The sequence below is a fragment of the Pedobacter steynii genome (assembly GCF_001721645.1).
Classification (GTDB): domain Bacteria; phylum Bacteroidota; class Bacteroidia; order Sphingobacteriales; family Sphingobacteriaceae; genus Pedobacter; species Pedobacter steynii_A.
The window spans coordinates 2160209-2187123 of the sequence record NZ_CP017141.1; the positions used below are offsets into that span (position 1 = coordinate 2160209).

Genomic DNA, 26915 nt, shown 5'->3' on the forward strand with positions numbered 1-26915 from the left:
GTTAGAAAGGGTATCCTATCCCAAGGTTAAAGATCAAGTTCTCTTTTCTCCAGGTACTGCTGCCAAAATTAAGGTCATTGATCACCCATCTTTTTCCTTCAGGCAAGTATGGTTTTCTGATGGGTACAGCAACATCTAAACGCAGTACAAAGAAAGAGGCATCTACTCTTAAACCTGCACCGGTACCAATTGCTATTTCATCCATAAAACTGTTTAGTTTGAATTTTGCTCCTGGTCTTTCAGGATCTTCTTTTCTCAACCAGATATTTCCGGCATCGGCGAATAAAGCACCATAAAAAATGCTGAAAAGCTTGAACCGGAGTTCTGTATTTAACATGATCTTGATGTCACCACCCTGATCCCTGAATGTGAGTGTATCCGGTACCTTATAGCTGCCTGGACCAAGAATTCTCGCTCCAAACGCCCTGATGTCACTACTGCCTCCTGCAAAGAACTGACGTACAAAAGGAAGCGAAGTGCTGTTTCCATACGTGTAACCGTATCCAAGGTTAAATCTGCTTGCCCAGGTCACATTCTTATTGACCTTGTAATAATTTCTTACATCGCCCTCTAAACGGATAAACTGAGAAAGGGCAGTGCCGAATAAAGTTTTCTTTCCAAGGTCGTTTTTAGAAGTGAGCAAGCCAGCCAGATTTCCTGCCGTTTCCAGGTCTCCGGACAAGTAAATGTTGTTTCTCCGGCTGTTGTCCACCTGGTCATTATAAGTGAAATTATAATTTAGACCAATGATATACTGGGGTTCCAACGAAGTCCTTAAAGCGGGATTCCTGGTAAGTACAGTGTCGTTCTTTACATTAGATTTCACGTAGTTAATTGATATTGGATTGAAGGTGTGTTCTTTAAAAACACTCTCTTTCCAGTTGTATCCAAACTCTCCTTTTATCGCATTTAAGCTATAGTCAATCCTGCTCAGGATCTGATAAGAGGCCATAATGTTCGTTCTTGGGATAAAGGCGTTAGTACTGTTAAACTTAAAAAATGGAATCAGGAAACGGGGAAAGCTTAGTTTTGCCTGTCCGGTTAAGGAAAAGGAATTTCCCTGTTTTGATTGTCCTCCTTTAATCTGCGTTTCGAAACCACCACTGGCACTTACTTCCAGCTGCTCTGCTCCCCGGAAAACGTTCCTTGTGGTCTGTGTGATCTTTACTTCCGACCCCACAAAGTTATTCGACTTACTGGTTCCTGTAACCTGGAAGGATAAAGAGTTTTTCTTTAATGGCGTTAAATAGAAGTTTACGTCCAGTTGATTGTTTTTAAAACTGTCTATCGGAATAAAATCTGCTTTTACAAACTTAAAGGTACCGATGTTCACCATTCTATTTAAGGACTGGTTATGGTCCCTTCTATTGTAGGTTTCTCCTTTGTTAAAAAATACCAGACGATCAAATACTCCCAGTTTGAAGGTGTTCTTCGGATCCAGAATCTTAAAGTCTTTATATAAGATGGGCTCGCTGGCTTTGATGCTGGAGTCGTTTCTTAAACTGTAATTCGGATAAATGGTGATGTTATTGATCGTATATGGTTTCTTGGAAACCTCCGGTGTATTGTCTTTTACCTTTACAAACAGGTTGACCATCCCTTTGCCAATCGTACTATCTGCCTGTATCAGCAGGAAATCCGGACTGAAATAGAAGTACCCGGCCTCCTTAAGGTCGTTGTCAATTCTGATTCTTTCATTTTTGATGGTTTCAAAATCATAAAAATCCCCTGGTTTTAAGAGTGATTTCGAAGAATTGCCATTGACATTGGCCGCGATTCCTGTGCTGTCTTTAGGAAAAGTGACCTTGTTTATTTTATATCTCGTTCCCGTTTGAGCGGTATAAATGGCTTTCACCTTTTTATTTTTAACCACAGTATCACCGGTAACATCTGCCTGTAAATAGCCTATAGTACTGAGGTAGCTTCTCAATACGTCATTATTATATTTCAATTTCACCTCGCTTCCCAATACAGGGGGCTGGCCCATTTTGTTGCGTAACCAATACCGGAACCCTTTTTCTTTCGTAGGCTCACCCGCTAGGTTGTAAAAGAACAGCTTGTATTTGATGCCTAACACAGCGCTGTTGGGAATCGGTCTGGTTTTATCTTCCAAAGTGCTTTCCAGTCCTTTTTGACCTTTTACTTTTCCTGCTGAATCCGGGTTGATTTTTACGGTTGCACCTACATACAGGTTTTCTCCCTCAGGCAGGTGTTTGGTCGTACTGCAGGCAGCGATCATCAAACACGGAATCATAAATAATAAGGGTTTAATTCGCTTTCTCATCTTTGGGCTTCTGTTCTGTTTTTTTCTTTCTGTTGTCTCTATCTCTGAATTTTCTGAAGATCTCTCTGAACCTGTTGTAATCCACCACCAATGCAAAACCAAGTCCGGTTTCAATGATCTGGCCTTCGATGATTCCTTCCGTCTGATTTCTCCGGTATGCTCTTAAGCGGTAACGTCCATCTTTTGATAACAAATATTCAATGTTGACATTCCCTGCAATGTTGTTACTGCTTTGGTTGGCTTGTTTTGGCCCTTCTAAACCGAAAGAGCTACCTACAGTCACCGTTAACCTGTCGTCCAAGAGTTTTTTAGACAGACCAATTTCAAGATCAGTCTTGTTTTCCATTTTTCCGGTAGAGTAATCTTCCGAGGAATTCAATCCGAAGTTAACGTCTACCCCTTTGATCAGGTCTGAAGCCAAATTATTCATTTGTTGGGCCAGCAATCTCGTTGCACTTGAACGGGCGAAAGACTCTGCAAGATTATTGCCACCAGTGGCTAAACTCTGGAATGGATTGTCTGCGATAAAACGACCTAAGGCAAGCAGGGCAAATACCTGTTTGTTTAATTCGCTTTCATTTGCATTTACCTGTTGCAGCTTGGTTTCTACTGCTCCACCAATGGCATTTTTCTCATTTTCCGGCAGTGCAATCCGGAAAGCAATGATCGGTTTCATCAGTTCTCCGGTAATGTCCAGGTATACCTGAAACGGGAATTTTTGATTGGCCTGATTTTTTTGCAGTTGCTGATCCTGTACCTGGTCGGCAATCAGGTCTATCGCAGGTGCGTTGACTTCACGGACTGCCGTGATATCTACGTTGGCCGAAGTCGGTTCCCCAGTCCAGACTATGCTGCTTCCCTGCTGGATCTTAAAGTCCATTTTTTTAGGGCCAACACTAAGGTTATAAGCACCATCAGACAAGAGGTACCGCCCCGTTAAACTCATTTTTCCACTCGGATCCATGGTCGCATTCAGGCTGCCTTCTCCTCTTACTTTCAGCTGGTCACCTGTAATCGGGTCTACCACAACAGTAAATTCTGCTTCTTTATCCAGATCGATATCTGCACTCAGGTTGATTCCTTTAAATGTCGATTTAGGAATACTATCTGTATGTATTGCTTTCTTTCCGTTAAATGGTGGAGCATCCTCATCAATAAACTGCACAACTCCTTCCTGGTCTACAACCGAAGGATCTGAGCTGACCATCGCAAAAAAGAACTTTGTTCCTTTATTCACCTGCAGGTTCATGTTGATATCCGGCTGGTTCATGTCGCCCCTGATTTTGAAAGAGCGGGTGCTGACAAATACCTTTCCATAGATCATTTCATTGTCTTTAGCCGTGGAGTTCATCAGCCTGAAGTTATTGGCGGATACATCCAGTCCGAAGCGGAAGTCCTGATAATTCGTAGTATATATCATTCCATCTACCTTTAACGGTTGTCCGATGGAATCCAGAATGGTAAAGTTATCAAATTTAACCCCTTCATTTGTGAAACTGATCGTTTCATCCGGTATTCTGAAATAGGAATTTACATAAGTTGCCGTAAGTGCTGCCTGTTTAAAATTAACATCCCCGAGTATTTTAGGTGAGCTGAGCTCGCCTTTTACGGACAGTTGCCCGCTAATTGTTCCTGAACCATTTTTAATCTGACCCATAGACACGCTCTCTAAACTTTTCAGATCAATCTTATCAATATTCAAAGTAAGGTCCAGTGCACTTTTAGGGGCGGTATAATAGAAGCCATTTGCGCGGAGCTCATGTATTCCTGTTAAGGCAATATCTGTTTCATAAGCATTTTCGGTGTTGTTGTTTACCGCTACTCTAAGTGTGCCCAGCTGATCTTTCTGATAGCGCAATTGATCGATGGTCAGGTTGGCCTCAAACTTAGGCGTTCCGGAAAGGTCTTTTGCATCCACAGTTCCATTGATAGAGCCGCCAACAAGAGAGCTGTCCTGCTCGGCAAACTTCGTCAGTGTTTCTATTCTGAAATCCTTAAACAATACTTTCAATGGAGAATTGGGCTCATTATTAACGCTGTTGATGCTGAGTAACTGATTGTCTTTACTCAGGTCAAAGCTTTTTGCAGAAATGCCTGATTGACCGAACTGAATATAGTTTTCCGGAGATATGGCCCATTTCTGGTAATTGAGTAATAGTTTCTGAGGATCGAGGCTGAAACGGTAATCCTTATTGATCGACTGGAAATTGCCGCCAAGCAGGTATTTATCTTTTAGCTTGCTGTCTCTTAAGAAGATGTTGACACCCAGGTTGTTATTTGCTGCGGCACCGCTGATTTCTGTATTGAACAGATTGATAGAAGAACTTTGCATGCTCTTTACCGTCAGCTTGTAATTGAGTTTCTGGTCATTGTTGTCGATGCTCAGTTTGGTACTGTCGACCTTATAATCACCATAAACGACCTGCGGTACCCATGCTTTCATGGTTAAACTGTCTTTCTTCGTATCCAGCAATCCATACATCACAGAAGGGGAGAAGGTGGTCAGTTCAGGAACGAAGTTCTGAATGAATTTAGGATTATAAATTCTGGCAAAGAAGCGGAACCGCTGATCAGGAATTTTTTTAACTTCTCCGAACTGGTAATATTTATTGATCTGATTGGTTACAGCCGTAGCAAGATTGGTTAGCTGATATTGCCCATCGATACGGGCTCTCATGAGTTCCGATTTTAAAGTGAGTAAGCTTTTTTCAGCAGTAGTTTCCGCATGCAGATTGATGGTGTCGACATTGAAAGTTTTTCCATCTTTTACCACTTGTAAACCCCTGACATACACATCTCCGTTCAGGTAATCCACATCAGCCGTACTCAGATCTGCTTCCATTATCCCTGCCAGCTTAAATTCAGTCGGACTAAAATTTAATTTTCTTAAATCTACCTGGCCTAAATCCATTTTTGCTTTTACTGCAGGATATTTGCCGGCGATGTTTACCGCGGCAGTTAGGTTGAAGTTGGCATTACTGTCGGCCATGTTACTCTTCAGGTTCAGTTTTTGTTGTGCGTAAGTGCCGGTCAGTTTTAAATTTTTATAAGTGTATTTGTTATAATAGGCACTGATTACTTCGGCATTAAACTTTGCTGCTGCTTTTTTTGCATCCAGCCCTGTTCCGCTGAGGGTAGCCTTAGCGGTTATCCTGCCCAGCTGGGCTTGTTGTTTCAGTAACCTGCCCACATTAAAGTTGTTGAGGTTAAGGTCTGCGGTATAGCTTTCTTTTCCTTTAGGGCCCTTCATGCTGGCAAGAAGTTTTGCCGCTCCCATGTCAGTATTGATGTTAAACCTGGTTTTGAAATTGGTTAAGGAGCCGGTAAACTGGCCATTTGCCTGAATTGCATTTGGCAATTCTATATTAGTAGGGAGTGATTTTTTAGGAATCAATACCAACAGGTCTTTTTTGGTCAGTGCAAATTTCCTGATGTTCAGGTCCAGGAATAATTTATTCATATCCGGAAGTCCTTTGGCTGTTCCGCTGATGTCTATATTTGTGCTTTTCAGTCCTGAAACCTGGAAACGTGGAATCGAAAGGTTGTTCAGGTATCCGTTTACAGTTGCATTGACCTTGATTTTCTCATTTCTATACTCCAGAGGGATAGCATCGCTGAAATAAGCGGCGTCTTTAAGTCCTATAGTGGAGTTTTTAACCACCATGCTCATCTTTACACGCTCGGGATGCCTGGTCAGATCATCCACAGAGGTATAGTTCAGCTCTGTAGCATTTTCTATAGAGGTATTTGGAGTCTTCAACAGGAAGTTTTTTACTTTCACTGCCTTATCAGAATAAACCACATCACCTTGAAGTTTCAATAACTGGAAACCACTTATTTCAGTCAGAATGCCATTTTTGACTTTTACTTTGATACCATCCGGACTATACCCAAACCCTTCTGCAACAAGCCCCAGGTTTTTGATCTTTAAATGGTTAAAGTCCATTCCCTTAACCGGTTTTTCCGATAGGTTATCGAACTGTACGTTGTTGTTGGAAAGGTTAACCTTGTTTAATAAAAAGGAGATCGGGGCTGAGGCGGCAGCGGTATCTGCTTTTGCAGTTGTCTTTGCCGGAGAAGCGGGTTTAAATGCAAAGCGCACATCCGAATGGTTTAAAGTCGCTTCTTCCGCCTGATATTTACTCTTGTTCAGGTCTGCAATCAATTTACTGATCGAAAATTCTTTCAGGTTTACATTTGCTTTCATCTCGCTTGAAGCTGCATTATAGCTAACCCTGGAGTTGTTGATTTTTGCGGTTTCCGCTTTATAATTATTGTTGGTCAGATCGGCAATAAGTTTGCTGACCAATAGTTCATTCAGGTTTACATCTGCACTCATTTTGGAAAGCTGGTCGTCAAAGCTGATTTTGATGTTATTGAAGGCAAAATCCCCGATCTCTACCAGAGGGAGTTTTCCGGATTCTGTCTTGGCGGTATCAATGCTTTTTTCCAGATGTTCCTTGAGTTGCGTTAATGGCTTTTTCTGGAAATATTTTAAGTCGGAATTTTTAAGGGAAAGTGTTTTGATCACATAGCGCTGATTATCCAGATCAAAATCTTTTATATTGGTTTTAAACTCACCAAGGTGCAATTTTACATCATTTCCTGCAACGTCATCCCGGTAAACAATTCCAATATCTTCCAGGCTGATCTTGCTGACTGAAAATTTCAATGTGGAAGCGGTATCCTGCTCTACCTGATCTTCTGGTTTTTTCTGGTCAGACATAAAAGCGTCTACTAAAAAGGAGAAGTTAAAAGCCGTGTCCGGATTGATTCGGGTTACATTGGCCCTGATTTTTTGCAGAGAGATGTTGTTTACTTCTACTTTATTACTAAGTAATTTGAATAAACTAATGTCTACAGCCAATTTTTGTGCATACAAAAGAGTATCTCCTTTTTTGTCTTCCATGTAGAATTTGTTAAGCACCACATCTTTAGGGAACGAGATATTAATGCTCTCCAGGCTAACCTCCGTATGAGTTTTGCTTTTCAGGTAGCCAATTGCTTTATCTTTTACGAAGTTTTGAACTGCAGGAATATTCAGGGAAAGTGCGATAAGGACAACGAGCATAATGATGCTGGCGATGATCCAAAGAACAACTTTAAGACTTTTACGTATATATTTATTCAATTGACTTTTATTGAGAGTTTCTAGCTGTTATTAACCAAAATCATGCCATCGGAGGCTTTTTTTGCGTTGTTATAGTATATCTACAATCAATATAATAAAATTGTTTAGAACAAGGGATTAAAATTTGATGTTCATGGAATAAGGAAAAATTGTATGTTTAAATTATGGATGAGAGAAACTTCAGAATCAGCTACCAATCGTTTAAGGGATTGGAAGAACTAAATGAAAAAGACAAGGCATTGTGCCTGAAAGCGGAAGAAGCGCTGAATACTTCTTACTCGCCTTACTCTAAATTTAAGGTAGGAACCGCCTTGTTGCTAAAGGGAGGGAAGGTAGTGTTGGGAAGTAACCAGGAAAATGTGGCTTACCCTTCCGGATTATGTGCAGAAAGAGTCGCTTTATTTATGATTGGTTCGGCAGATCCAAATGCAGTGGTGGAAAGTATGGCAATTACGGCAAAAACTGATAACTTTGTCATCGAAAAACCGGTTACCTCCTGTGGTGCCTGTTTACAGGTTATGGCGGAGGTAGAGCAGAAGCAAAAGCAGGAAATAGAAGTTTTGTTCTATTGCATCAACGGTGAAATTTTAAAAGTTAAGGGAATAAAGAACCTGCTGCCTTTCGTATTTGTCGAGGAGCGGCTGGTGGTATAATCTCTTCTCGTAAAAAGGGGATTTTCTTAACCTGGAACTGTTAGGAAATCGGTTCTTAAAATTTCGTTTTCAACCCTTATATTTACAGAATCCAATCCTTTTTTGATGAGCGAAGAAATAGAAAACAACATAAACGAAGAAAGCAAACATACCGTAATTCCTATCAATGGTCTTTACGAAAACTGGTTCCTCGATTATGCTTCTTATGTCATCCTTGATCGGGCAGTACCACACATAAATGATGGTTTGAAACCTGTTCAGCGACGTATTTTACACTCGCTGAAAGAAATGGATGACGGCCGTTTTAATAAGGCCGCAAACGTTATTGGAAATACGATGAAGTATCACCCGCATGGGGATGCTTCTATTGGTGATGCGATGGTTCAGATCGGACAAAAAGATTTGTTGATCGACTGTCAGGGAAACTGGGGCGACCCTATTACCGGCGATAGTGCTGCTGCACCTCGTTATATTGAGGCGCGTTTGTCTAAGTTTGCGAATGAAGTAGTTTTTAACGGCGATACGACCGTGTGGCAACTGAGTTATGATGGCCGTAATAATGAGCCGATTACTTTGCCTGTTAAGTTTCCTTTGCTACTGGCACAGGGAGCCGAGGGGATTGCTGTAGGTTTGGCTACGAAAGTAATGCCTCATAACTTTATCGAATTGCTGGAGGCTTCTATTGAAGCGTTAAAAGGACATCGCCCAAATATATTACCTGATTTCTTTACCGGAGGAATGGCAGATTTTTCTGCCTACAACGAAGGAATGCGTGGCGGTAAGATAAGGGTAAGGGCTAAGATTACAGAAAAGGATAAGAAAACACTGGTCATTACTGAAATTCCTTTCAGTACCACTACCGGTTCGGTGATCGACAGCATCCTGTCGGCCAACGATAAAGGAAAGATCAAAATCAAAAAGATAGAAGACAATACTGCTGCCCATGTAGAGATTGTTGTTCAGCTGGCACCAGGGATTTCTCCTGATGTGACTATTGATGCGCTGTACGCTTTCACTTCATGCGAAGTTTCCATCTCTCCGAATACCTGTATCATTAAAGGGGATAAGCCTCATTTTATGAGTGTGAATGATATTCTCATTGAGAATACCCAAAACACAAAGGCTTTATTGAAACAGGAATTAGAGATTAAACTCAATGAACTTCAGGAGAAAATCTTCTTCAGTTCGCTGTTAAAGATCTTTATTCAGGAAGGAATGTATAAAAATCCTGAATATGAAAATTCAGGAAACTTCGATGCTGTTGTGGAGGTATTGAATAGGTTGTTTGCTCCTTTCATGCCACAGTTGTACCGGGAGATCCTTCCGGAAGATTTTAAAAAGCTGATCGATAAGCCGATGAGTAGCATTACCCGCTTTGATGTGAAAAAAGCGGATGAGCAGATGAAATCTCTGGCAGATGAAATTAAAGTGGTTAAGAATCATTTGCGTCACCTGACGGAATATGCCATAGCCTGGTTCCAGAAGTTACTGGATAAATACAGCAAGGGCAGAGAACGTAAAACAGAAATCCGTTTGTTTGATCGGGTAGAAGCTTCGAAAGTAGCCTTGGCCAATGTGAAATTATATATGAACCGTGAGGATGGTTTTATTGGAACCGGCTTACGTAAGGATGAATTTATTGCGGATTGTTCCGATCTGGATGAAATTATTGTGTTCAGGGAAGACGGTAAATGTATCATTACCAAAGTTGCGGATAAAAACTTTGTGGGTAAAGGGATTCTTCATGCGCAGGTATTTAAGAAAGGTGATGAGCGTACCATTTATAATATGATTTATAAAGATGGGGCGAGTGGAGTTTCTTATGTGAAGCGTTTTGCTGTTGTAGGGGTGACCCGCGATAAGGAATACGACCTTACCAAAGGAAGTAAAGGATCCAAAGTATTGTACTTTACCGCAAACCCTAATGGAGAAGCAGAGATTGTAACTGTTCTGCTGAAACCACATACCAAATTAAAGAAACTCCAGTTTGATCTGGACTATGCTGATATTGCAATTAAAGGACGCGGTTCGCAAGGAAATATTGTGTCCAAATACCCGATAAAAAAGATATTGCTGAAGAGCAAGGGGGTATCTACCTTATCCGGATTAAAGATCTGGTATGATGATTTGCTTAGAAGGTTAAATGTAGATGGCCGTGGTAAATACCTTGGAGAGTTTGATGGAGACGATAAAATTCTTCAGGTACACAGAGATGGTTGGTATGAACTGAGCACCTTTGAACTGAGCAATCACTTTGATGCTGATCTGGTTTTGATTCAGAAATTTGATCCTGAAAAGCCATTTGCAGTAGTTCAATATGAAGGAAAGGCTAAAAATCACTTCATCAAACGTTTTGTTTTTGAGGCGATCGGAGTCGGGAAAAAATTAAGCCTGATCTCCGAAGAGAATGGATCCAAATTCCTGTATCTGACCAGCAATCCCGAAGCGATGCTTAAAGTGGATGTGCTGAAGGGCAAAACACAAATTCCTGAAACACTGGAGATCCTATTGGCAGAATTTATTGATGTCAAAGGGATCCGGGCTAATGGAAACCGACTGACCCAGCATGATGTTCAGCATATAGAAATCTTTAACCATGAGGAAGAAGATCTGGAATCAGAGACCTCTTTAAGTACTGAAAATGGCGGGGATGAAGAACCTGGGGCTGAAGATACAGCAGAAGTGGCAGATATCCCTGAGTTTGAAGTCGTGCAGGAATCAATGGAAAACATGGAAGAAGATACCGGACTTGCTGAAGAAGAGGCGGTTTTAGCGCATGCGGAAATTCCGGAAATAGCAATAGTACCTGAAGCGGATGTAAAAGCAAGTTCTGAAGATGCTGTAGTTGTTGCAGAGGAAGAGCTGGCCGAAACGCAGAAAGAGGAACCTCCTTTGAAACAACCGGTAGCAAAAACTAAGAAAGTTGCTGCGGAAAAGGTTGAAAAAACGGTGTCAGAAGCACCTGTTGATGAGATGCCGGTGAACGAGAGCCCTGCAAAAGAAATTCCTGCAGATAAACCTGCAGCAGTGCAAAAGAAACCTTTCATTACGCCAAAAGTGGAAAAAGCTCCGGCAGAGGCCCTGAAAGAGGAGCTGCCTGTTGCAGAAAAGCCCGTTGTGGAAGAAGCAACAAGTCCCGCTCCGATAGATCCTGTGGCGCCTGAAGTGGAAAAACCTGCTGCAAAACCTAAAAAGGCCTGGAATGATTCCAAACCTAAAGAGGATAAGCCGGTAAAAAATATTACACTGGAAATTACCAATCCTGATGATCTTGATATCGATGATAAAGGACAGTTAGGATTATTTTAATTATCCTAGATATATAAAAAAGGGGACCTGATCGCATCTGTCAGGTCCCCTTTTTTATGAAATAACTTTTTACAGGTTATCTACATTCTGCTTAAGTGCAGTACGAATTGTTGCCGGGATATTGGCAAAGAAGCTGTAACCGGTAGCCGTTTCAATGCTGTTTACTGAAGTTCTGTAAGTTTTCCAGTCACTATTGATGCTGTTGGTGTTCGGTGTGTTGATGGCAATCACCCTGGTTGTACTGCTAATCCTACTGATGTCGTTACTTCCATTTGGCAATACCACAATGATCTTCCATACATTAGACGGAACAGTAATATTGCCGTTGTTAATGGTATTAGTTACTCCGCCATTGGAGCCTGTACCTCCCGTTCCATAAGAACCTGCGATAACATAAACCTCATTTCCGGCACTTACCAGACTGCGGGTATAGCTCTCGAGGCCTTCCCAGGTTTGCTGATTGTTGTTGGGTGCCTGTGGAATCATATTGGTCATTAAGAAAGTAGATGAGTTTGCCGCGGTAGAAGAGGTTCTGTCACCGGAAGGGCAATTGTGGCCACGGTCAAATCCTGATCCGGAGTAACTGCTGCTTTGAACCTGGTACCAGCCCGAAGGCAGAGCTGAATCAGCTCTAAAATCATTGGTTCTTGAGGTACTTCCAATATCCGAAGACTGAATATGCCAGCTTACCCAGTTTGGCGTTCCTCTGTCGCGGTTATACGAGATTTTATAATAAGTCTGGTCCATCAGGTAATTATTGGGCGAAGTAATGGCCGTAACCGCACCATTTGGATTACCTAGCAGCAAATGGTCGTCATCGCCCGGGGTTCCTCCTCCAGGATTAGGAGGTGTTGTTCCAGAGCCGGTGGTTAAAGAAATGTTGTCAAAATTGATGCGGTTGCTGCCACCTGAGGTCTTACGAACAGACAGCCTGATATTTCCTGTATTGGCAACCTGGAACGTTGCTGTTTGCAGGGAGGTTGAGCTGCTGGTAATGGTGCTACCTACCTGAGTATAAGTTGTACCTCCATTTGTAGAAATCCATAAGCCCCAGGTACTGGAACCATCTGATCCGTATTTGGCATGGTCAATTTTAACGGTGGTGCTATCGCCGGCGCTGATGTTAAAGTTCATGGAAATGGAACCTGTATTGCGGACTCTGACCGACTGGCTACCTGATTTTACATCAGCAGTAGTATTTCCGATCAGGGCATCATCCAATGTCCATGATCCTGAACCTAGTGTCACAGAGGCTGAGGCATAGGCCCCCTTACTACCAGTTTCAAAGCCTTCTGTCAATAACTGGGTGCTTTCTGTACGGACGATATTAGTTCCCGAGTTGTTCTGATTTATGAATTCAGGTCCAGACTGAGATTCTTTTTTACAGGAGGCCAGGACCAGGCATAGTATGCCCAGCACATAAAAATGTTTCATGAAATTTTTCATAGGGAGATTTGAATTTATTTTTTTAGGATGGATTAAGATTCAATGGCATAGGTATTAAGTGCAACACAGGTATTGTCTGGCAGAAATGCGGTAATGATAATCGGGACTTTCACCCCATCTTCAATTCGCGTTACCTGAATTCCGGAGAAGTTACTTTTCAGGAAAGAATGAAGCTCCTGGAATTTATTTGCATTTGCAATTACGATGTCATCATTGGGATCTGCGCTTTTTAAGATTTTCTCAAAAAAGGCATCTGGTTCTACTGTAACCAACGCATCAGGAGCTGCGGCGTTCAATTCTGCGATCTTTGTACTCACTTGTTCTTTTGAAAGTGCTCCGAGTTGCTCGATCACTAGCGGTGCCTCAGATTCACTCAGGTAGAAGAGTCCCTGAATCCTGGTTGATAATTCTGGTAAAATTTGGTTTTCCATGGTAGATGGGGTTATTTTTTATTAAAGATAACCGCTAATCCTGAAGAAATTACATTCTTAGAAAAGGTAATGATAATTTCATGATTTTTTAATGAAAAGCGATCCTGAATGGTTCCTGAATGAAGTCATTCCTGAAATTGGATACTAAGGAATAAGGGGGGGAGCCACAGGACTTGAATTATGACTTTGACTTTTAAATAATTAGGACTAAATTTAAGCTGAGGCTTTACGGCAATAAAGATGAGATACGAACAAATCCCCGCACCTGCTTATTTAAATAATTACGTTCGTTATATCTGGATATTGGAAAGCACGGATAGTCCACAACGGTTCAGGACGATTGCAGATGGGAGTCCGGGATTAATCTTTCAGCATAGAACAGATGGCTTATTTCTGCAGAACAATAAGGAAATGCCAAATGTCTTTGTTTATGGACAAGCAACTACTCATGCAGAAATTTCCCTTGGAAAATCTACCACTATTGGCATTTGCTTTTATCCAAATGCATTAAAATCCGTATTTGGCTTAGATGCCAGCGAGCTGACCGACAACTGTATGGATCTGGACCTGTTTGCTGCCAGACAAGGCTTTGATTTGAGAGAGCAGTTGTTAAATATGGGTGGTAGTGTATCCACTCAAATCAATTGGCTTTGTGCTTATCTTTTTGCACAGACCCGTAAAAATAAACATCAGGTAGATACCTACATGAATCACGTGCTATCTATGATGATTCAATCGAAGGGAATGCTCTCCCTTAAAAGCTTACAAAATGAGTTGCAGCTGTCGGAGAGAAGTTTCGAACGGAAATTCAAACAACATGTGGGGATCTCTCCCAAGATGTTTTCCAGAATTTGTGGTTTCCAGGCTTCTTTAAGCCAACTGAAAAATAATGAGTACGAGAAGCTTTCTGATATTGCTTACGGTAACGGCTATTCAGATCAATCTCATTTTATCCGCACTTTTAAGGAATTTGCTGGATTCTCTCCTTACCAGTATCAAAAGCAGACTGATAAAGTTGCTGATAATTTTCCCGAACTGATAAAATAGCTGCTCTGTCGGTTTTGTTCTATTTTTCCTGCAAAAGCTCCCCTAATATTGTCTTAAAAAAGAAATATTATGAAACTGCTTATTTTCGGATCAACAGGTGGCACAGGACGCCACATTGTTGAACAAGCCCTTGAACAAGGGCATACAGTCACTGCATTTGTTCGTGACCCCTCAAAATTAGACTTCATTCATCCAAATCTTATTACCATTCAGGGAGATGTGATGAATCCAGCGGCCATTGTTCCTGCAATGCATGGACAGGATGCGGTATTGTCGGCACTGGGCTCTCCTGCAAATAAGGTAGGTGTATTGCGTTCGCAGGGAACAAAAAATATCATTGATGCAATGGAAAGCACGGGTGTTTCCCGTTTTATCTGTCAGACTTCTCTGGGGTACGGCGACAGCCTTAAAGTGTTGAACAGGACTCCATTGATTTTTAAGTATGTGATTGTTCCTTTTATCCTGCGGAAGGCATTTAAAGACCATGAGATTCAGGAAAGTTATGTTAAAAAAAGTAAATTGGACTGGGTGATTGTACGTCCCGGGAATTTAACTGATACTCCTAAAACGGGAAGATACAGACATGGTTTTGCGGCAACAGACAAAAATATCCAGGTTAAAGTTTCCCGCGCTGATGTTGCTGATTTTATGCTGAAACAACTCGATGACCAAACTTATGTACATCAGACACCAGGAGTATCTTATTAAATTAACCTTTTAAACTCATCTTTTACCTGATTATTCTGATCTCCCTATGATGAAATATAAATCTGTTTTACTGGCAATGGCCACCATTTCTACCGCATTAATGGCTGGATTGTTTTTTGCTTTTTCTGTGTGTATAAATCCTGCATTTATGCGATTGTCCGATTCGGAGTATATTCTGGCCATGCAGGAAATCAACCTGGCTATTGTGAATCCGATATTTGTCTTTGTGTTTATTGGAAGCCCTTTGTTTCTGATACTGACCGTAATGACCTATAAAAAGCAGTTTGGTTCCGGCAAATTTAATTACCTGTTCGTTGCAGCGGTGCTTTATGTTCTGGGGTGTTTTGGAGTAACAGTATTGGGAAATATCCCGCTGAATAATCAGCTGGCTGATTTCTCCTTGCAGGGATCATCTGCTTTGCAGATTAAGGCAATGAGGGCTGCTTTTGCGGATGCCTGGAACAATTGGCATACCATACGTACCATAGCGGCAGTATTATCCTCAGTCATTCTCGTGCTGGCCTGTATAAAAAAAGACCCTCCCCTAAAAGGGGAGGGCTAAATCTTTAACGTTGTCTGGATTGTTGCATTGGATTTGGCCCTGCAGAAGTGCCTCTCGGGGCCTGCTGCTGTTTAAACAATTCAAATCTTGTAGGCTGTGTTTTTCTTGGCCAAGCATTATTGCTTTCATTGATATCAGCCGTTTCCCGGTAAGGGTCTAGCTGAACAGAAACAACTTCTTTATCTTTTGCAAAAACTTTAGTCACCTTATTTTCGTCCTTTCTCCAGATGTAGGCAGGGATGCGATCCAGTTCTTTAGTGCCGTCTTTAAAGGTCCATTCTACAATGATTGGCATCACCAATCCACCGTCATTGGAGAAGTCAAGTTCATAAAAGTTTTTCTTGCTTTCATAAAGGGCTTTCTCATCGGCGGATAAAGAGCGGTAATATTTTTGGAATTGCTCATCAGCGGTTTTGCTGACTTCAAACCGGTTAAATTTATTGTAAAAATCCAGCAGGCTTTTGTCTTCTTCCACTGCAAATTTTATACCTTCTGCACGATTTCGTTCTCTGCTGATGATATAGTTGTTCTTTTCAAATGCCTTTTGGTTTTCTTTATTTTCCAGCTCTTGTTTCATGCTGTTCATCCGGTACGCGCGAACATCATTAAGGGAGATATCAACCGGATCCGTTCCAAAAAACCAACCTCTCCAGAACCAGTCAAGATCTACAGCTGAAGCATCTTCCATTGTCCTGAATAAATCGGCTGGGGTAGGGTGTTTAAAAGCCCAGCGTTTTGCATATTCTTTAAAGGCATAGTCAAATAACTCCCGTCCCATTACTGTTTCTCTCAGTATGTTCAGGGCAGTAGCAGGTTTAGCATAAGCATTGGGTCCGAAATTGATGATGTTCTCGGAGTTGGTCATAATAGGTTCCAGCTGATCTTTTGGCATTTTCATGTAATCCACAATCTTATGGGCCGGTCCGCGCTGAGAAGGATAATTATTGTCCCATTCCTGTTCCGCCATATATTGGCAGAAGGTATTTAGTCCTTCATCCATCCAGGACCATTGTCTTTCGTCAGAATTGACAATCATAGGAAAGAAGTTATGTCCTACCTCATGGATTATAACACCGATCATTCCATATTTTACGGCTTCTGTATAGGTGCCATCTTTTTCTGCACGTCCATAGTTGAAACAAATCATCGGATATTCCATTCCGTTGGCCGCTTCTACTGAAATGGCTACAGGATAAGGGTAGGGAATGGTATGTTTAGAATAAGAGGTTAGGGTATGGGCAACAGCTTTAGTCGAGTACTTGTTGTATAAAGGATAAGCTTCTGGTCCGTAGTAAGACATGGCCATAATTTTTTTACCATCGATATAGGTCGCCATAGCATCCCATACCAGACGGCGGGAGGATACCCAGGCGAAGTCTCTTACATTTTCGGCGGCGTAAGTCCAGGTCTTTTTTGTTGCTGACTTCTTTGCGATTGCTGATTTTGCTTCGTCAAGATTTACAATTTCTATAGGAGCTTTGGCGGTTTGGGCGGCATTCCATCTGCTCAGGCTGTTGCTACTCAATACCTGCTGATAATTCTGGCATTCGCCAGTGGCACCTACCACGTGATCTGCAGGAACGGTCATGTTTACTTTGTAATTGCCAAATACCAGTGCAAACTCACCTCTGCCTTCAAACTGTTTATTTTGCCATCCCTGAAAATCTGAATATACGGCCATCCGTGGAAACCATTGTGTAATGGTAAACAGGTAATTGTCGTCTTCCGGAAAGTATTCATAACCACCTCTTCCTCCGGTAGTCATTCTGTTAGAAATCTTATAGTTCCAGGAGATCGTTAGTTTGTAGGTTCCAGACGGCTTGAGAACTGTAGGGAGGTCTATTCTCATCATCGTATTGTTGATGGTATAGGGAAGAGCTGTTCCATTTTCGTCAGTGACCTTAAGTATTTTTACACCAAGGTCATTTTTTGCGTTAATAATGCCTGAAAGCGTTCTGTAATCCATCTGTTCAGTCATTTTGCTGCCTTCTGTCAGCTTATTATCACTGCTGGATTTGTGCTCATTTTCGTCCAGTTGTACCCATAGATAACTTAAAGGATCGGGTGAGTTGTTGTAATAGGTAATGGACTCTGATCCGGTAAGAAGCAGGTTTTTTTCATCGAGATCAGCATTGATTTCATAATCTGCACGTTGCTGCCAGTAGGCTGGTCCAGGTGCTCCGGATGCTGAGCGATAGGAATTAGGGTCAGAAATCATGGTTCCGAGCTGCTCAAACTTATTTCCGTGGTTCGAACCCGGATTATTTAAGTGTTGGGCATAAGTAGTTATACTAAAAAAAAGTGCCGCAAGCAGCAGGAAGTTTCTTTTCATTTGAGCTTAGCAATTTGTGGTCTGTTGGTGTGGTTTTCTGCCTCTTAAGCAGGTTATCTAAAAGGCAGCAGAAAAACGTTCGGCAGCCATAATAAATGATATACCAAATATAGCTGATGAGATGAAGAAATTCCAATCCCATCGCTTAATTTTTACAATCCAGATCAGCAGGAAAGAAAGTAAAAGAATTCCGATCACGATAATGACCTGTCCAAATTCCAGACCCAGATTAAAGGCAAGGAGCTCCCATACAATATTCGTGCTTTTTCCAAGCAGACTTTTCAGGTAATTAGAAAAGCCCATTCCGTGAATCAGTCCAAAAAATAAGGTGATGAGATATTTGAAGGTAGCTCCCTTGTTTTTTGGCTTTTTATTTAAAATATTGGATGCGGCGGTGATCAGTATGGTTACCGGAATCAAAAATTCTATCAGCGGAGTATTAATGGTAATCACCTTCAAGACACTTAGGGCCAGCGTAATGCTATGGCCAACGGTGAAAGCGGTAACGAGGATCAGGACTTTTCTCCAGTCACTAACCGCGTAGGTTACGCACAATACCACTACAAAAAGGATATGATCATATCCCTGCCAGTCTAAAATATGTTGCCAACCTAATTGGAAATAAAGCCAAAAATCTTGCATTGGGGTTTAAAATCGTAATTTTGAATTAACTATGCAAACTTTTTTTTAATTTAAGAACGTTTAAAGGCAACTATGTTACAGATTCTGCTGATTTCCTTCCTCCATATCTTCCATCCGTTTTACGTAAGTGTAACGGAAGTTGTACAAAATCCAAAGACAAAAACATTGCAGGTGAGTGCGCGTATTTTCTTTGATGATTTTGAAAAAGCACTGGACCGTAAATATCAGACAAAAGTGAATATCTTAAAACCGGCAGACCGCAAAAAGGTTGATTTGCTAATTGCCGATTATGTACGGAAGCACCTGCAGATTAAGGTCAATCAAAAAATATTAACGCTAAAGTACGTCGGTTATGAAATTGAAGAAGATGCGGCCTGGTGTTATTTTGAAACCCAGCAGACTGCTCCGGTTAAAAACCTGGATATCGTGAATAATATTCTGTTTGATGAACATGAGTCTCAATCCAATATGGTGCATGTCACTATAAATGGCAAAAGAAAAAGTACCAAACTGGATAATCCTAAAAGTCAGGCGAGGCTAACCTTCTAAAGACTTTCTTAAATTTGGACATAAAAAAAGAGGATGCTGTTTTGGCATCCTCTTTTTTTATTATTGATATTGTATGTAAATCGGTTGTGGTTTTAATTTTAACAGCTCTTCTGGTGTCATCAGTCTGTTTGGTGCTTTCTTCAAATCATTCTTATAGAATAGTTTAAATCCGGTAAACTGAACCGGCTCCGGGAAAATGAAGTGACGGTAAGTTCCTTTTTTAAGTTCAGGCTCTCCCCATCCATCCATGTGCATTACCACCTGAACCTCAGGGCGAAGTTTAATGTTTTTATAATTGGTTACCATTTTACGGGTAAAGCGGTGTATGGTAAATATTTTTGGAGGAAGGTTATATTTCTTTACCAGGTTTGCCAGATATTCAGAACAGTAGTTGATGTCTGCAGCATCGTAGGTACCAATCTTTTTACCAGGTTTGCTTCCGTCTTTCATAGAGAATTCAGGGTCAATTCCTAAATGTACATGAGGCATTTGCAAGTACTTCTCTAATCTTGGTAACTCTGCTTTAATGGTACTTAAACCTACTTGTATGTCCAGGAATACAATTGCATTATGCATTTTGGCAATCTTCAGAACAGAGTCAATTTGTTTATCACCCATACGGTTGATGTATTTACCATCTTTTCCTGGTGTGCCACTGGCAACTGAAGCAATGTAATGTACCCCAGCCTGTACCGGAGTAGAAGGATCTGCTTTTTCCCAGTTTTTAATCTCTGCATTTAACCTGCTCCACATCTCTTTCGGTGCATATTCGCCAAGAGCCCCCATTTTTTTTGAGTGTAGGTTTCCATAATAAACCACTACTCTTTTAAAAGGAAGAATGGCGCCGGCAAGAGGGGTAGGCTGATTTTTTACCGGCCAGTTTCCTGTGGTATCGCCATTTGCCAGTTTAACCAATAGCGCATTGTATTTTGCTGTATCTACAGCCTCCCGTACTGTACCCACTTCTGGTTCTTCGGTAACCACGGTGTCTCCGTTGGCAGTAACTGTTTTTTTCTGTCCGTTCGTTTTCTTTGCGTCGGAAGTGCAACTGATGAATACACCAAGTGATGCCATTCCGATTAAAACTGTTCCTGCTAGCTGAGGTATTTTCATATGATGGTAATTGTTTTTTAAAGATAAAAATTGTTACAAGTATACCATTCTTTGAAGGAATAAAAAAGACGTTTTGCAGAAGTTCAAAAAAGGTAATGTGACGTTCTTTGGAATTATTCTAAATAATATTTGTAATCTTTCTAAATAAGTCCTTATACTTGCACTGTTATTTGAAATGATTCTAAATAGATAAGCTTAATGAAACTATTTATACTTCCCTTTATCCTTTTGATGTCCGTATTCGCTCTGCATGCGCAGGAGAAAACCGGCTTCATTTCAGGAAAGGTCACCACAGCTGAGGGGCTGGCTGCGGGGAATGTATTGGTGTTTATCAAAGGATCGAATCAGGTGGTTTACACCAGCAATGCCGGAACGTTCCGCATTTCTTCCCCTCAGGGTGCACGGATGCTGGTTTTTCAGTCGGTTACCAAAAAACAAGTTGAAATCCCGGTAAAGGTATCTGGAGAAGAGCAGGAGATTCCCACTGTTTTTTTAACAGAGAATGCTTATGATTTAAAAGAAGTGGTCATTACTGGTCTTGCCGAACCTCAATCGATTCGTAATTCTGTATATCATATACGTACCATCAGCAGTGAAATGATCAGGTTAAGGGGAGCTACGGAATTGAAAAGTATTTTAAGTAATGAGCTAGGCTTCCGATTTTTTACAGATCCGATGACAGGCGTCAGTAACCCTCAATTGATGGGGATGTCGAGTTCAGGAATTAAAATCCTCCTCGATGGTGTGCCAATGATGGACCGGAGCACGGAGAAGGAAAGCCTGGGACAGGTTGATATCAATACAGTAGAACGCATTGAAATTGTGGAAGGCCCGATGTCTGTAATATATGGAAGTGATGCGATGGCAGGTGTGATCAATATCATTACCAAAAAAGGAGGGCCGGATAATTTATCCATCACTGCCAGGGTACAGGAAGAAACCGCAGGTAAGGAATACGATGCCTTTAAGGATAGAGGGATACATAATGAATACCTGGGAGTTAACTGGCAGCACAAAGGCTGGTCTCTGGGTGCTTCCGGTACAAGGAACAATTTTGGCGGCTGGAAAGGGATGCAATCAGGAAGGGCACAGGAATGGTTACCTAAAGACCAATGGTTAACTGCAGCTTCGGTGGGTTATAAAAACGGAAAAACAGATATCTGGTACCGGTTTAATGGAACGGATGAAACGATCCGGCTTAAAGGAGATTATGATCCCGCACTTACCGCACCGGTGGCTGCTGATAAACAATATCTTTCCAAACGGTGGTTTCATCAGGTACAGGGCTCATTTTTATGGAATGAAAAAATAAGTATTGATGCTGCAGCCAGCTACACGGACTATACCCGTCGTACTTTATCAACCAATGTGGACATCAATACCGGAAAAGAAACTTTGTCTACATATCTGGCATCACAAGATAAGGATGCTTTAACAACCGCATTTTTCCGAGGAATTTTACAATATAAGCTGTCTCCAGCCGTAACCTTACGTCCGGGGATAGAATTTAACCGAAATACCGGAAAAGGAAACAGATTGTCAGGAGAGCCGGATCTCAATGACTATTCCTTCTTCTTCTCTTCGCAGTTACAGCTGACTAAAAACATAGAGATCATACCGGGTTTCAGAATGGTTAAAAATTCAGTTTATGAGGCGCCTCCGTTTATTCCCTCGCTTCATGGTAAAATACGGCTAAATAAAGAAATGGATTTCCGGTTTTCTTATGCCAGAGGTTTCAGGGAACCGATATTAAGAGAGCTGTATTTCTATTTTAAAGATGCGAACCATGATTTATCAGGGAATCCAAACCTGAAAGCGGAAACCTCAAACAGCTTTAACGCATCGTTGGCCTGGACATTGAAAAGCAGTGCAGACCTTAGAATAAATACCGTTGTAAGTGGCTTCTTTAATGACTATCGCGATAAGATTTCCCTGGCAGTAGCTGAAAATGATGAAAGAAGGAATACTTACATGAACATTGACCGCTATAAAACGATTGGTGGAGAATGGACAACTGCTTTTTTCTGGAAAAACCTGCAAGCCAGCCTGGGTATATCTTATATCGGACAATACAACCAGCTTTCAGAAGATATGGAAACATTTGGGAGCAGTCCGGAATACACCTGGGCCCCGGAACTGAATACCAATGTCAGCTACCTGATCCCGAAGCTGGGAACGAATGTCAGCCTGTTTTATAAATTCAGCGGAAAACAACCTTCTTATACGAATGTCACTGTTGACGGAATACAGAAAGCAGAGCTGAGAGAAATTTCAGCCTATCATATGGCTGACTTTACTTTAAATAAAACCATCAATAAATACCTGAAGATCAATGCCGGCGCGAGAAATCTATTTGATGTAACCAGGCTCCGAACTAAAGGTCCAGCTGCCGGGCCCCATACCGGGGCTGGGAGCAATCTGTTTGGCTTTGGCCGGTCTTATTTTCTGGGCTTAACGATGCATTGGTCAAAAAAATAATAACAACTAAAAAAACATAGCATGAAAAAAATTTTCCATTTCCTTTTGATCATCTCTTTGGCAACTGCAGCAACTTCCTGCAAGAAGTCGGATCCACCTCTGCCAGATAATACTGTCGGTTTTGAAGCAGATAAACTTGGAATCGAAGCCGCGGCAACAGAAACCGTAGTGAAGATCAACTTATCAAGGGCCTCTTCTGCTGCAATACCCCTGACTGTGAACCTGAATAATGCAGGATTAAGTTATGGCTTGGAGTATACCACAGAGCCGGCTGCAACAAACAATAGTTTGTCTTTAACCATCCCTGCCGGAGGAACAACGGTCTCTTTCAAAGTTAAAAAAGTGGCCAATGCCGTGATTAACGGAACAGAAACGATAGATTTTACCATCAGTGCTGCCGGAAATCCGATTGTATTGGGAACTATAGTGAAGACGCAGCTGAGTTTTAGTGCCATCACATCTGAAGGTTCCCGTCTGACTTTAAAAGGAATTGCAGGCAGTGAGGCCGGAAGCGGGGCGCTAAACTCTGTGTTCGTAGACCTGAGCAGTAATTCTATGGTCAATGTAAAAAGGGATTCATGGGTTCTTGGATTTGCATCCGGAACAGATTTCAGGGTGAAGCTGAACAATACCAATGGAACTTCGGCAATTAAACTGAATGCTAAAACTGATTTAAATGCGGTAACTGCTACTGATGTGGTTTTAAATGATCTGGCGATTAAACTGGGTACACCGGAATCGGGAACAGAAAAGCCATTTGTAAATATTGACAATGTATATGGTGATGTGACTAAAGACATCATTGCTTCTGTTTCGGCAACGGATGCAGAGAACAAAGTTTACATCGTAAACCCCGCAGGAGGAAGTCATTCTTCTACTTTATCATTGGATAATTTATTTAAAATCCGTGTTCTTCGTAAAGGAAATGGATATGTATTACAATATGCGAAATTGAAAGAAACTACTTTCAAAACACTGGATATCACTAAAGATGCAGCGAATAACTTCGTATTCATCACTTTTGATGAGGTAGCTAAAACAGTAAGTGTGGAGCCTTCAAAAGCAAAGTGGGACTTTGTATGGACCTGGTCGGTATACTACGGATTAATGGGGACAGCTCCATATCCTTACGGATTCTCTGACGTAGTATTTGTAAATAATTTAGGCGGTGCTCAGGCAGCGCAGATTGCGACCTCAACAGTGGCTTACGCTGATTACAAGGAAAGCAATATCGCAGGCACAACATTTAAGGCAGAAAGAAATGTAATTGGATCAGACTGGCGTTCAACCAGTCCGGCAACAGGTGTTAAGACAGATCGTTTTTATGTCATTAAAGACGCTTCAGGAAATGTATATAAACTGAGGTTCATATCAATGGGCGCAGGCGACGCAGGAAAACGCGGAGAGCCGGTGATTGAATATGCACTCGTTAAGAAGGGCTAAAATTTGGTTAGTTTAGGTTGAAGGATGCTTCCGGTGGATGCCGGAAGCTCCTCTTTTTATCAAATAAAGCCGGTTTACTAAAATTATCGCAATGAGATATAAATGGATGATATTATTTTGTACAGCAGCAGTTGGGCTTTCGGCCTGCAACGCCGGTACAGATAAAATAAATAAGAACCAGTTACCTGATAGCATAAAAATTGTTTCCCTGAACGGAACAGTAAGTGAGATTGTGGCAGAACTGGGTCTGGAGAAAAATATTGTAGGGACAGATATTACCAGCAATTATCCGGAGAGCCTGAAAAGCAAGCCTAAAATAGGACATAACCGGAGAATCAATGCGGAAGGTGTGTTATCCCTACAACCCAATATCGTGTTAGGAATTGCCAAAGAAGTCAGTCCTCAACTGGCCGCTCAGTTCAGAAGTTCCGGAATCAGGTTGATTCTTTTTAACCAGGAATTTACTGCGCAGGGAACTAAAGACCTGATCCGTGCCGTAGGGGATAGCTTACACCATACGGTTAAGGTAGACTCTTTGACTAAAGTCTTTGAAACAGAGCTGGCAGGAGCTCAAAAGCAAATCAACAATCCAAGGAAACCTAAGGTGTTGTTCATCTATGCCCGTGGTACAGGTACCATGATGGTTGGTGGAACAGGAACACCGGTAGAAAAGGTGATTGAACTTGCGGGAGGAACAAATGCCATCACTGAATTTACAGAATACAAGCCCCTGACTTCGGAAGCCCTGGTGAAAGCAAACCCTGATGTCATCCTTTTATTTGACGACGGACTGGAAAGTTTAGGTGGAGCGAAAGGATTGTCGGGAGTACAGGGCGTCTCGCAAACGAATGCCGGAAAGACTAAAAAATTTATAACGATGAACGGTGAGTTGCTCACCAGTTTTGGGCCGCGTTTAGGACAGGCTGTAACAGAATTAGCAGAGAAGATAAAGTGATCAGAAACACAGGGTATATCCTTTTAATTTTAACCATCATCCTGGTGCTGACCATGATGATTTCTTCTTGTATAGGTGCCGTACAAATCAGCTTTTCTGAACTGATTTCTATCATTTCCTATCACACGGGGTTATCGGAACACCAAAATTTTGAACCTCAGCAGGCAGCGGTGTTGCTAAACCTGAGGTTACCGAGGATTTTATTGGGAGGGCTAATTGGTGCTGCATTGGGGATTTCCGGTGCTGCAATCCAGGGACTCTTCCGCAACCCGCTTGCCGAACCAGGATTAATAGGGATTTCCTCCGGGGCTACCTTATTTGCGGTAATTATGATTGTGCTGGAAACAAAATTCTTTAAAGAACTGACCGGTCTTGTTGGCTTTTATGCCTTATCCATTGCTGCTTTCATTGGTGCAGGATTAACAACTGCGCTTGTTTACCGGATGGCGATGAGGAATGGGAAAACGATCATCACCACCTTATTACTAGGTGGAATTGCGATTAATGCATTGGCAGGGGCTTTTACGGGCCTGCTTACCTATATGGCAACTGACGCACAGCTGCGGAACATCACATTCTGGAGTCTGGGAAGCTTAGGTGGAGCAAGCTGGCCTACAGTGACGACCCTATTGCCCTTTGTACTGATTCCGATATGCGGACTGCCCTTTCTTGCAAAATCATTAAATGCCCTGGCTTTGGGCGAATCCCAGGCCATGCATATGGGGGTTAATGTAAAGATGGTTAAACGAATGATTATTGGACTGGCTACAATGGCGGTAGGTGCTTCTGTAGCGGTTGCGGGGATGATTGCTTTTATAGGGCTGATTATTCCACATATTTTACGGATGACTTTTACAGCGGATCACAGACTGGTAATTCCGGGGGCTGCGATTCTAGGAGCAGCATTGCTGACGCTTGCAGATCTGATTGCCAGAACAGTGGTAGCTCCGGCAGAACTGCCGATAGGGATATTAACGGCCATGATTGGCGCACCCGTGTTTATATATATCATCATTACTGAAAGAAATAAAAATAACCCATAGATGATCAAAGTTAGAGAGCTGAGCTATAAGGCAGGAGGTAAGAAGCTATTGGATAACCTGAGCTTTGATGCTCATAAAGGAGAGTTGCTGGCCATATTGGGTGCTAATGGGGCTGGTAAAAGTACGCTCATGAAATTGCTTTGCCGGGAGATCAAACCTTTCCAGGGAACGATCGTGATCAATAATAAAGAATTAAACAATTACAGGCTGGAAGACCTGGCCAGGACAAGGGCCGTTTTGTCGCAGCACAATACGATCTCTATTTCTTTTCAGGTCAATGAGTTGGTGCTTATGGGCAGGTATCCCCATTTTCAGCAAAAACCAACAGCAGCAGATTTTAAAATCGTAAATCAGGTCATGGAAGAGACCGGGATTACTCATCTTGCTTCCAGCGATTACAATACCCTTTCTGGCGGGGAACAGCAAAGGGTACAGCTGGCAAGGGTCATTGCCCAGATTTACGATAGTCCCAATGCCTGTCTGTTCCTGGATGAACCGACCAATGGGCTTGATTTGCAATACCAGCAACAGATTATGGAACTGTCCCGCTCGCTCGCAGACCGGGGTTATTGTGTCATCTGTATTTTACACGACATCAATTTTGCATCAAGATTTGCAGACCGCATACTGATGCTCAAAAACGGTAAGAAGGTGGCAGAAGGGTTACCGGTAGAGGTGATCAGCTGCGAACATATACAGGAAACATTCAGCATAAAGGTAAAGCTGATGGAATGTGAAGGTTATAACTGTCCATTAGTGGTGCCGGCAACAATATTAAAATAAATCAAA

General features: G+C 41.8%; 17 protein-coding genes and 1 pseudogene. 11 read left to right on the plus strand and 7 right to left on the minus strand.

The window, feature by feature from the left end:
• Position 1: 1 nt before the first annotated feature.
• Together BFS30_RS08910 and BFS30_RS08915 are read right to left on the minus strand one after the other, a co-directional pair.
• The gene (locus tag BFS30_RS08910) at positions 2–2254 is read right to left on the minus strand and encodes a BamA/TamA family outer membrane protein (RefSeq protein ID WP_237028728.1); all 2253 of its coding nucleotides are present in this window, start codon (positions 2252–2254) and stop codon (positions 2–4) included.
• 13 nt (positions 2255–2267) lie between these two features.
• Positions 2268–7415 (minus strand): translocation/assembly module TamB domain-containing protein, encoded by a 5148-nt coding sequence (locus BFS30_RS08915; RefSeq protein WP_069378962.1) that lies wholly within the window; start codon positions 7413–7415, stop codon positions 2268–2270.
• A 164-nt stretch (positions 7416–7579) separates the two neighbouring features.
• On the opposite strand from BFS30_RS08915, the gene BFS30_RS08920 reads away from it, so the two are divergent.
• Both BFS30_RS08920 and BFS30_RS08925 read left to right on the plus strand, forming a co-directional pair.
• On the plus strand, positions 7580–8068 hold the full coding sequence (locus BFS30_RS08920) for a cytidine deaminase (protein WP_069378963.1): 489 nt from the start codon (positions 7580–7582) through the stop codon (positions 8066–8068).
• Positions 8069–8173: 105 nt separating this feature from the next.
• A pseudogene (locus BFS30_RS08925) lies at positions 8174–10675 on the plus strand (DNA gyrase/topoisomerase IV subunit A); the annotation flags it as partial.
• 771 nt (positions 10676–11446) lie between these two features.
• On the opposite strand, the gene BFS30_RS08930 reads toward BFS30_RS08925, so the two are convergent.
• Together BFS30_RS08930 and BFS30_RS08935 are read right to left on the minus strand one after the other, a co-directional pair.
• Positions 11447–12811: a DNA/RNA non-specific endonuclease gene (locus BFS30_RS08930; protein ID WP_157262893.1), complete on the minus strand. Its 1365-nt coding sequence runs from the start codon at positions 12809–12811 to the stop codon at positions 11447–11449.
• 44 nt (positions 12812–12855) lie between these two features.
• Positions 12856–13254, minus strand: coding sequence for a nuclease A inhibitor family protein (locus BFS30_RS08935; protein ID WP_069378966.1), 399 nt, complete (start codon positions 13252–13254; stop codon positions 12856–12858).
• Between the two features lie 240 nt (positions 13255–13494).
• Between BFS30_RS08935 and BFS30_RS08940 the strand changes: the two genes are divergently transcribed.
• From BFS30_RS08940 to BFS30_RS08950, 3 genes are all read left to right on the plus strand, one after another.
• On the plus strand, positions 13495–14301 hold the full coding sequence (locus tag BFS30_RS08940) for a helix-turn-helix domain-containing protein (RefSeq protein WP_069378967.1): 807 nt from the start codon (positions 13495–13497) through the stop codon (positions 14299–14301).
• 69 nt (positions 14302–14370) lie between these two features.
• Entirely contained in the window at positions 14371–15009 is a 639-nt protein-coding gene (locus tag BFS30_RS08945; RefSeq protein ID WP_069378968.1) for an NAD(P)-dependent oxidoreductase, read from the plus strand.
• Between the two features lie 46 nt (positions 15010–15055).
• Positions 15056–15571 (plus strand): DUF1772 domain-containing protein, encoded by a 516-nt coding sequence (locus tag BFS30_RS08950; protein WP_083251999.1) that lies wholly within the window; start codon positions 15056–15058, stop codon positions 15569–15571.
• A 4-nt stretch (positions 15572–15575) separates the two neighbouring features.
• Here the strand turns inward: BFS30_RS08950 and BFS30_RS08955 are convergent, their stop codons facing one another.
• The gene (locus BFS30_RS08955; RefSeq protein WP_069378970.1) at positions 15576–17903 is read right to left on the minus strand and encodes a M1 family metallopeptidase; all 2328 of its coding nucleotides are present in this window, start codon (positions 17901–17903) and stop codon (positions 15576–15578) included.
• 57 nt (positions 17904–17960) lie between these two features.
• Positions 17961–18545, minus strand: a complete 585-nt coding sequence (locus BFS30_RS08960) for a HupE/UreJ family protein (protein WP_069378971.1) — start codon at positions 18543–18545, stop codon at positions 17961–17963.
• A gap of 72 nt (positions 18546–18617) precedes the next feature.
• Here BFS30_RS08960 and BFS30_RS08965 point away from each other — a divergent pair, with 72 nt between their 5' ends.
• Complete coding sequence (locus BFS30_RS08965; protein WP_069378972.1) at positions 18618–19094, plus strand: DUF6702 family protein; 477 nt, start codon at positions 18618–18620, stop codon at positions 19092–19094.
• A 60-nt stretch (positions 19095–19154) separates the two neighbouring features.
• On the opposite strand, the gene BFS30_RS08970 is transcribed toward BFS30_RS08965, so the two are convergent.
• On the minus strand, positions 19155–20207 hold the full coding sequence (locus tag BFS30_RS08970) for a hypothetical protein (RefSeq protein ID WP_069378973.1): 1053 nt from the start codon (positions 20205–20207) through the stop codon (positions 19155–19157).
• A gap of 198 nt (positions 20208–20405) precedes the next feature.
• On the opposite strand from BFS30_RS08970, the gene BFS30_RS08975 reads away from it, so the two are divergent.
• The 5 genes from BFS30_RS08975 (at position 20406) to BFS30_RS08995 (ending at position 26909) form a co-directional block, all read left to right on the plus strand.
• Positions 20406–22685, plus strand: a complete 2280-nt coding sequence (locus BFS30_RS08975; protein ID WP_069378974.1) for a TonB-dependent receptor — start codon at positions 20406–20408, stop codon at positions 22683–22685.
• 21 nt (positions 22686–22706) lie between these two features.
• Positions 22707–24128: an HmuY family protein gene (locus BFS30_RS08980; protein WP_069378975.1), complete on the plus strand. Its 1422-nt coding sequence runs from the start codon at positions 22707–22709 to the stop codon at positions 24126–24128.
• Positions 24129–24219: 91 nt separating this feature from the next.
• Positions 24220–25083, plus strand: coding sequence for a heme/hemin ABC transporter substrate-binding protein (locus BFS30_RS08985; protein ID WP_237028729.1), 864 nt, complete (start codon positions 24220–24222; stop codon positions 25081–25083).
• Positions 25080–26126, plus strand: a complete 1047-nt coding sequence (locus tag BFS30_RS08990) for a FecCD family ABC transporter permease (protein ID WP_237028730.1) — start codon at positions 25080–25082, stop codon at positions 26124–26126. Before BFS30_RS08985 ends, BFS30_RS08990 begins: the two co-directional genes overlap by 4 nt.
• On the plus strand, positions 26127–26909 hold the full coding sequence (locus tag BFS30_RS08995) for a heme ABC transporter ATP-binding protein (protein ID WP_069378976.1): 783 nt from the start codon (positions 26127–26129) through the stop codon (positions 26907–26909).
• The last annotated feature ends 6 nt before the right edge of the window (positions 26910–26915 follow it).

What these genes read in the sequence shown, in the direction of transcription:
- BFS30_RS08945 (WP_069378968.1), top strand. Translation starts at nt 14,371, where the DNA reads ATGAAACTGCTTATTTTCGGATCAACAGGTGGCACAGGACGCCACATT.
- BFS30_RS08965 (WP_069378972.1), top strand. Translation starts at nt 18,618, where the DNA reads ATGTTACAGATTCTGCTGATTTCCTTCCTCCATATCTTCCATCCGTTT.
- BFS30_RS08975 (WP_069378974.1), top strand. Translation starts at nt 20,406, where the DNA reads ATGAAACTATTTATACTTCCCTTTATCCTTTTGATGTCCGTATTCGCT.
- BFS30_RS08985 (WP_237028729.1), top strand. Translation starts at nt 24,220, where the DNA reads ATGAGATATAAATGGATGATATTATTTTGTACAGCAGCAGTTGGGCTT.
- BFS30_RS08980 (WP_069378975.1), top strand. Translation starts at nt 22,707, where the DNA reads ATGAAAAAAATTTTCCATTTCCTTTTGATCATCTCTTTGGCAACTGCA.
- BFS30_RS08960 (WP_069378971.1), bottom strand. Translation starts at nt 18,545, where the DNA reads ATGCAAGATTTTTGGCTTTATTTCCAATTAGGTTGGCAACATATTTTA.
- BFS30_RS08950 (WP_083251999.1), top strand. Translation starts at nt 15,056, where the DNA reads ATGATGAAATATAAATCTGTTTTACTGGCAATGGCCACCATTTCTACC.
- BFS30_RS08970 (WP_069378973.1), bottom strand. Translation starts at nt 20,207, where the DNA reads ATGAAAATACCTCAGCTAGCAGGAACAGTTTTAATCGGAATGGCATCA.
- BFS30_RS08955 (WP_069378970.1), bottom strand. Translation starts at nt 17,903, where the DNA reads ATGAAAAGAAACTTCCTGCTGCTTGCGGCACTTTTTTTTAGTATAACT.
- BFS30_RS08920 (WP_069378963.1), top strand. Translation starts at nt 7,580, where the DNA reads ATGGATGAGAGAAACTTCAGAATCAGCTACCAATCGTTTAAGGGATTG.
- BFS30_RS08935 (WP_069378966.1), bottom strand. Translation starts at nt 13,254, where the DNA reads ATGGAAAACCAAATTTTACCAGAATTATCAACCAGGATTCAGGGACTC.
- BFS30_RS08995 (WP_069378976.1), top strand. Translation starts at nt 26,127, where the DNA reads ATGATCAAAGTTAGAGAGCTGAGCTATAAGGCAGGAGGTAAGAAGCTA.
- BFS30_RS08930 (WP_157262893.1), bottom strand. Translation starts at nt 12,811, where the DNA reads ATGAAACATTTTTATGTGCTGGGCATACTATGCCTGGTCCTGGCCTCC.
- BFS30_RS08910 (WP_237028728.1), bottom strand. Translation starts at nt 2,254, where the DNA reads ATGATTCCGTGTTTGATGATCGCTGCCTGCAGTACGACCAAACACCTG.
- BFS30_RS08940 (WP_069378967.1), top strand. Translation starts at nt 13,495, where the DNA reads ATGAGATACGAACAAATCCCCGCACCTGCTTATTTAAATAATTACGTT.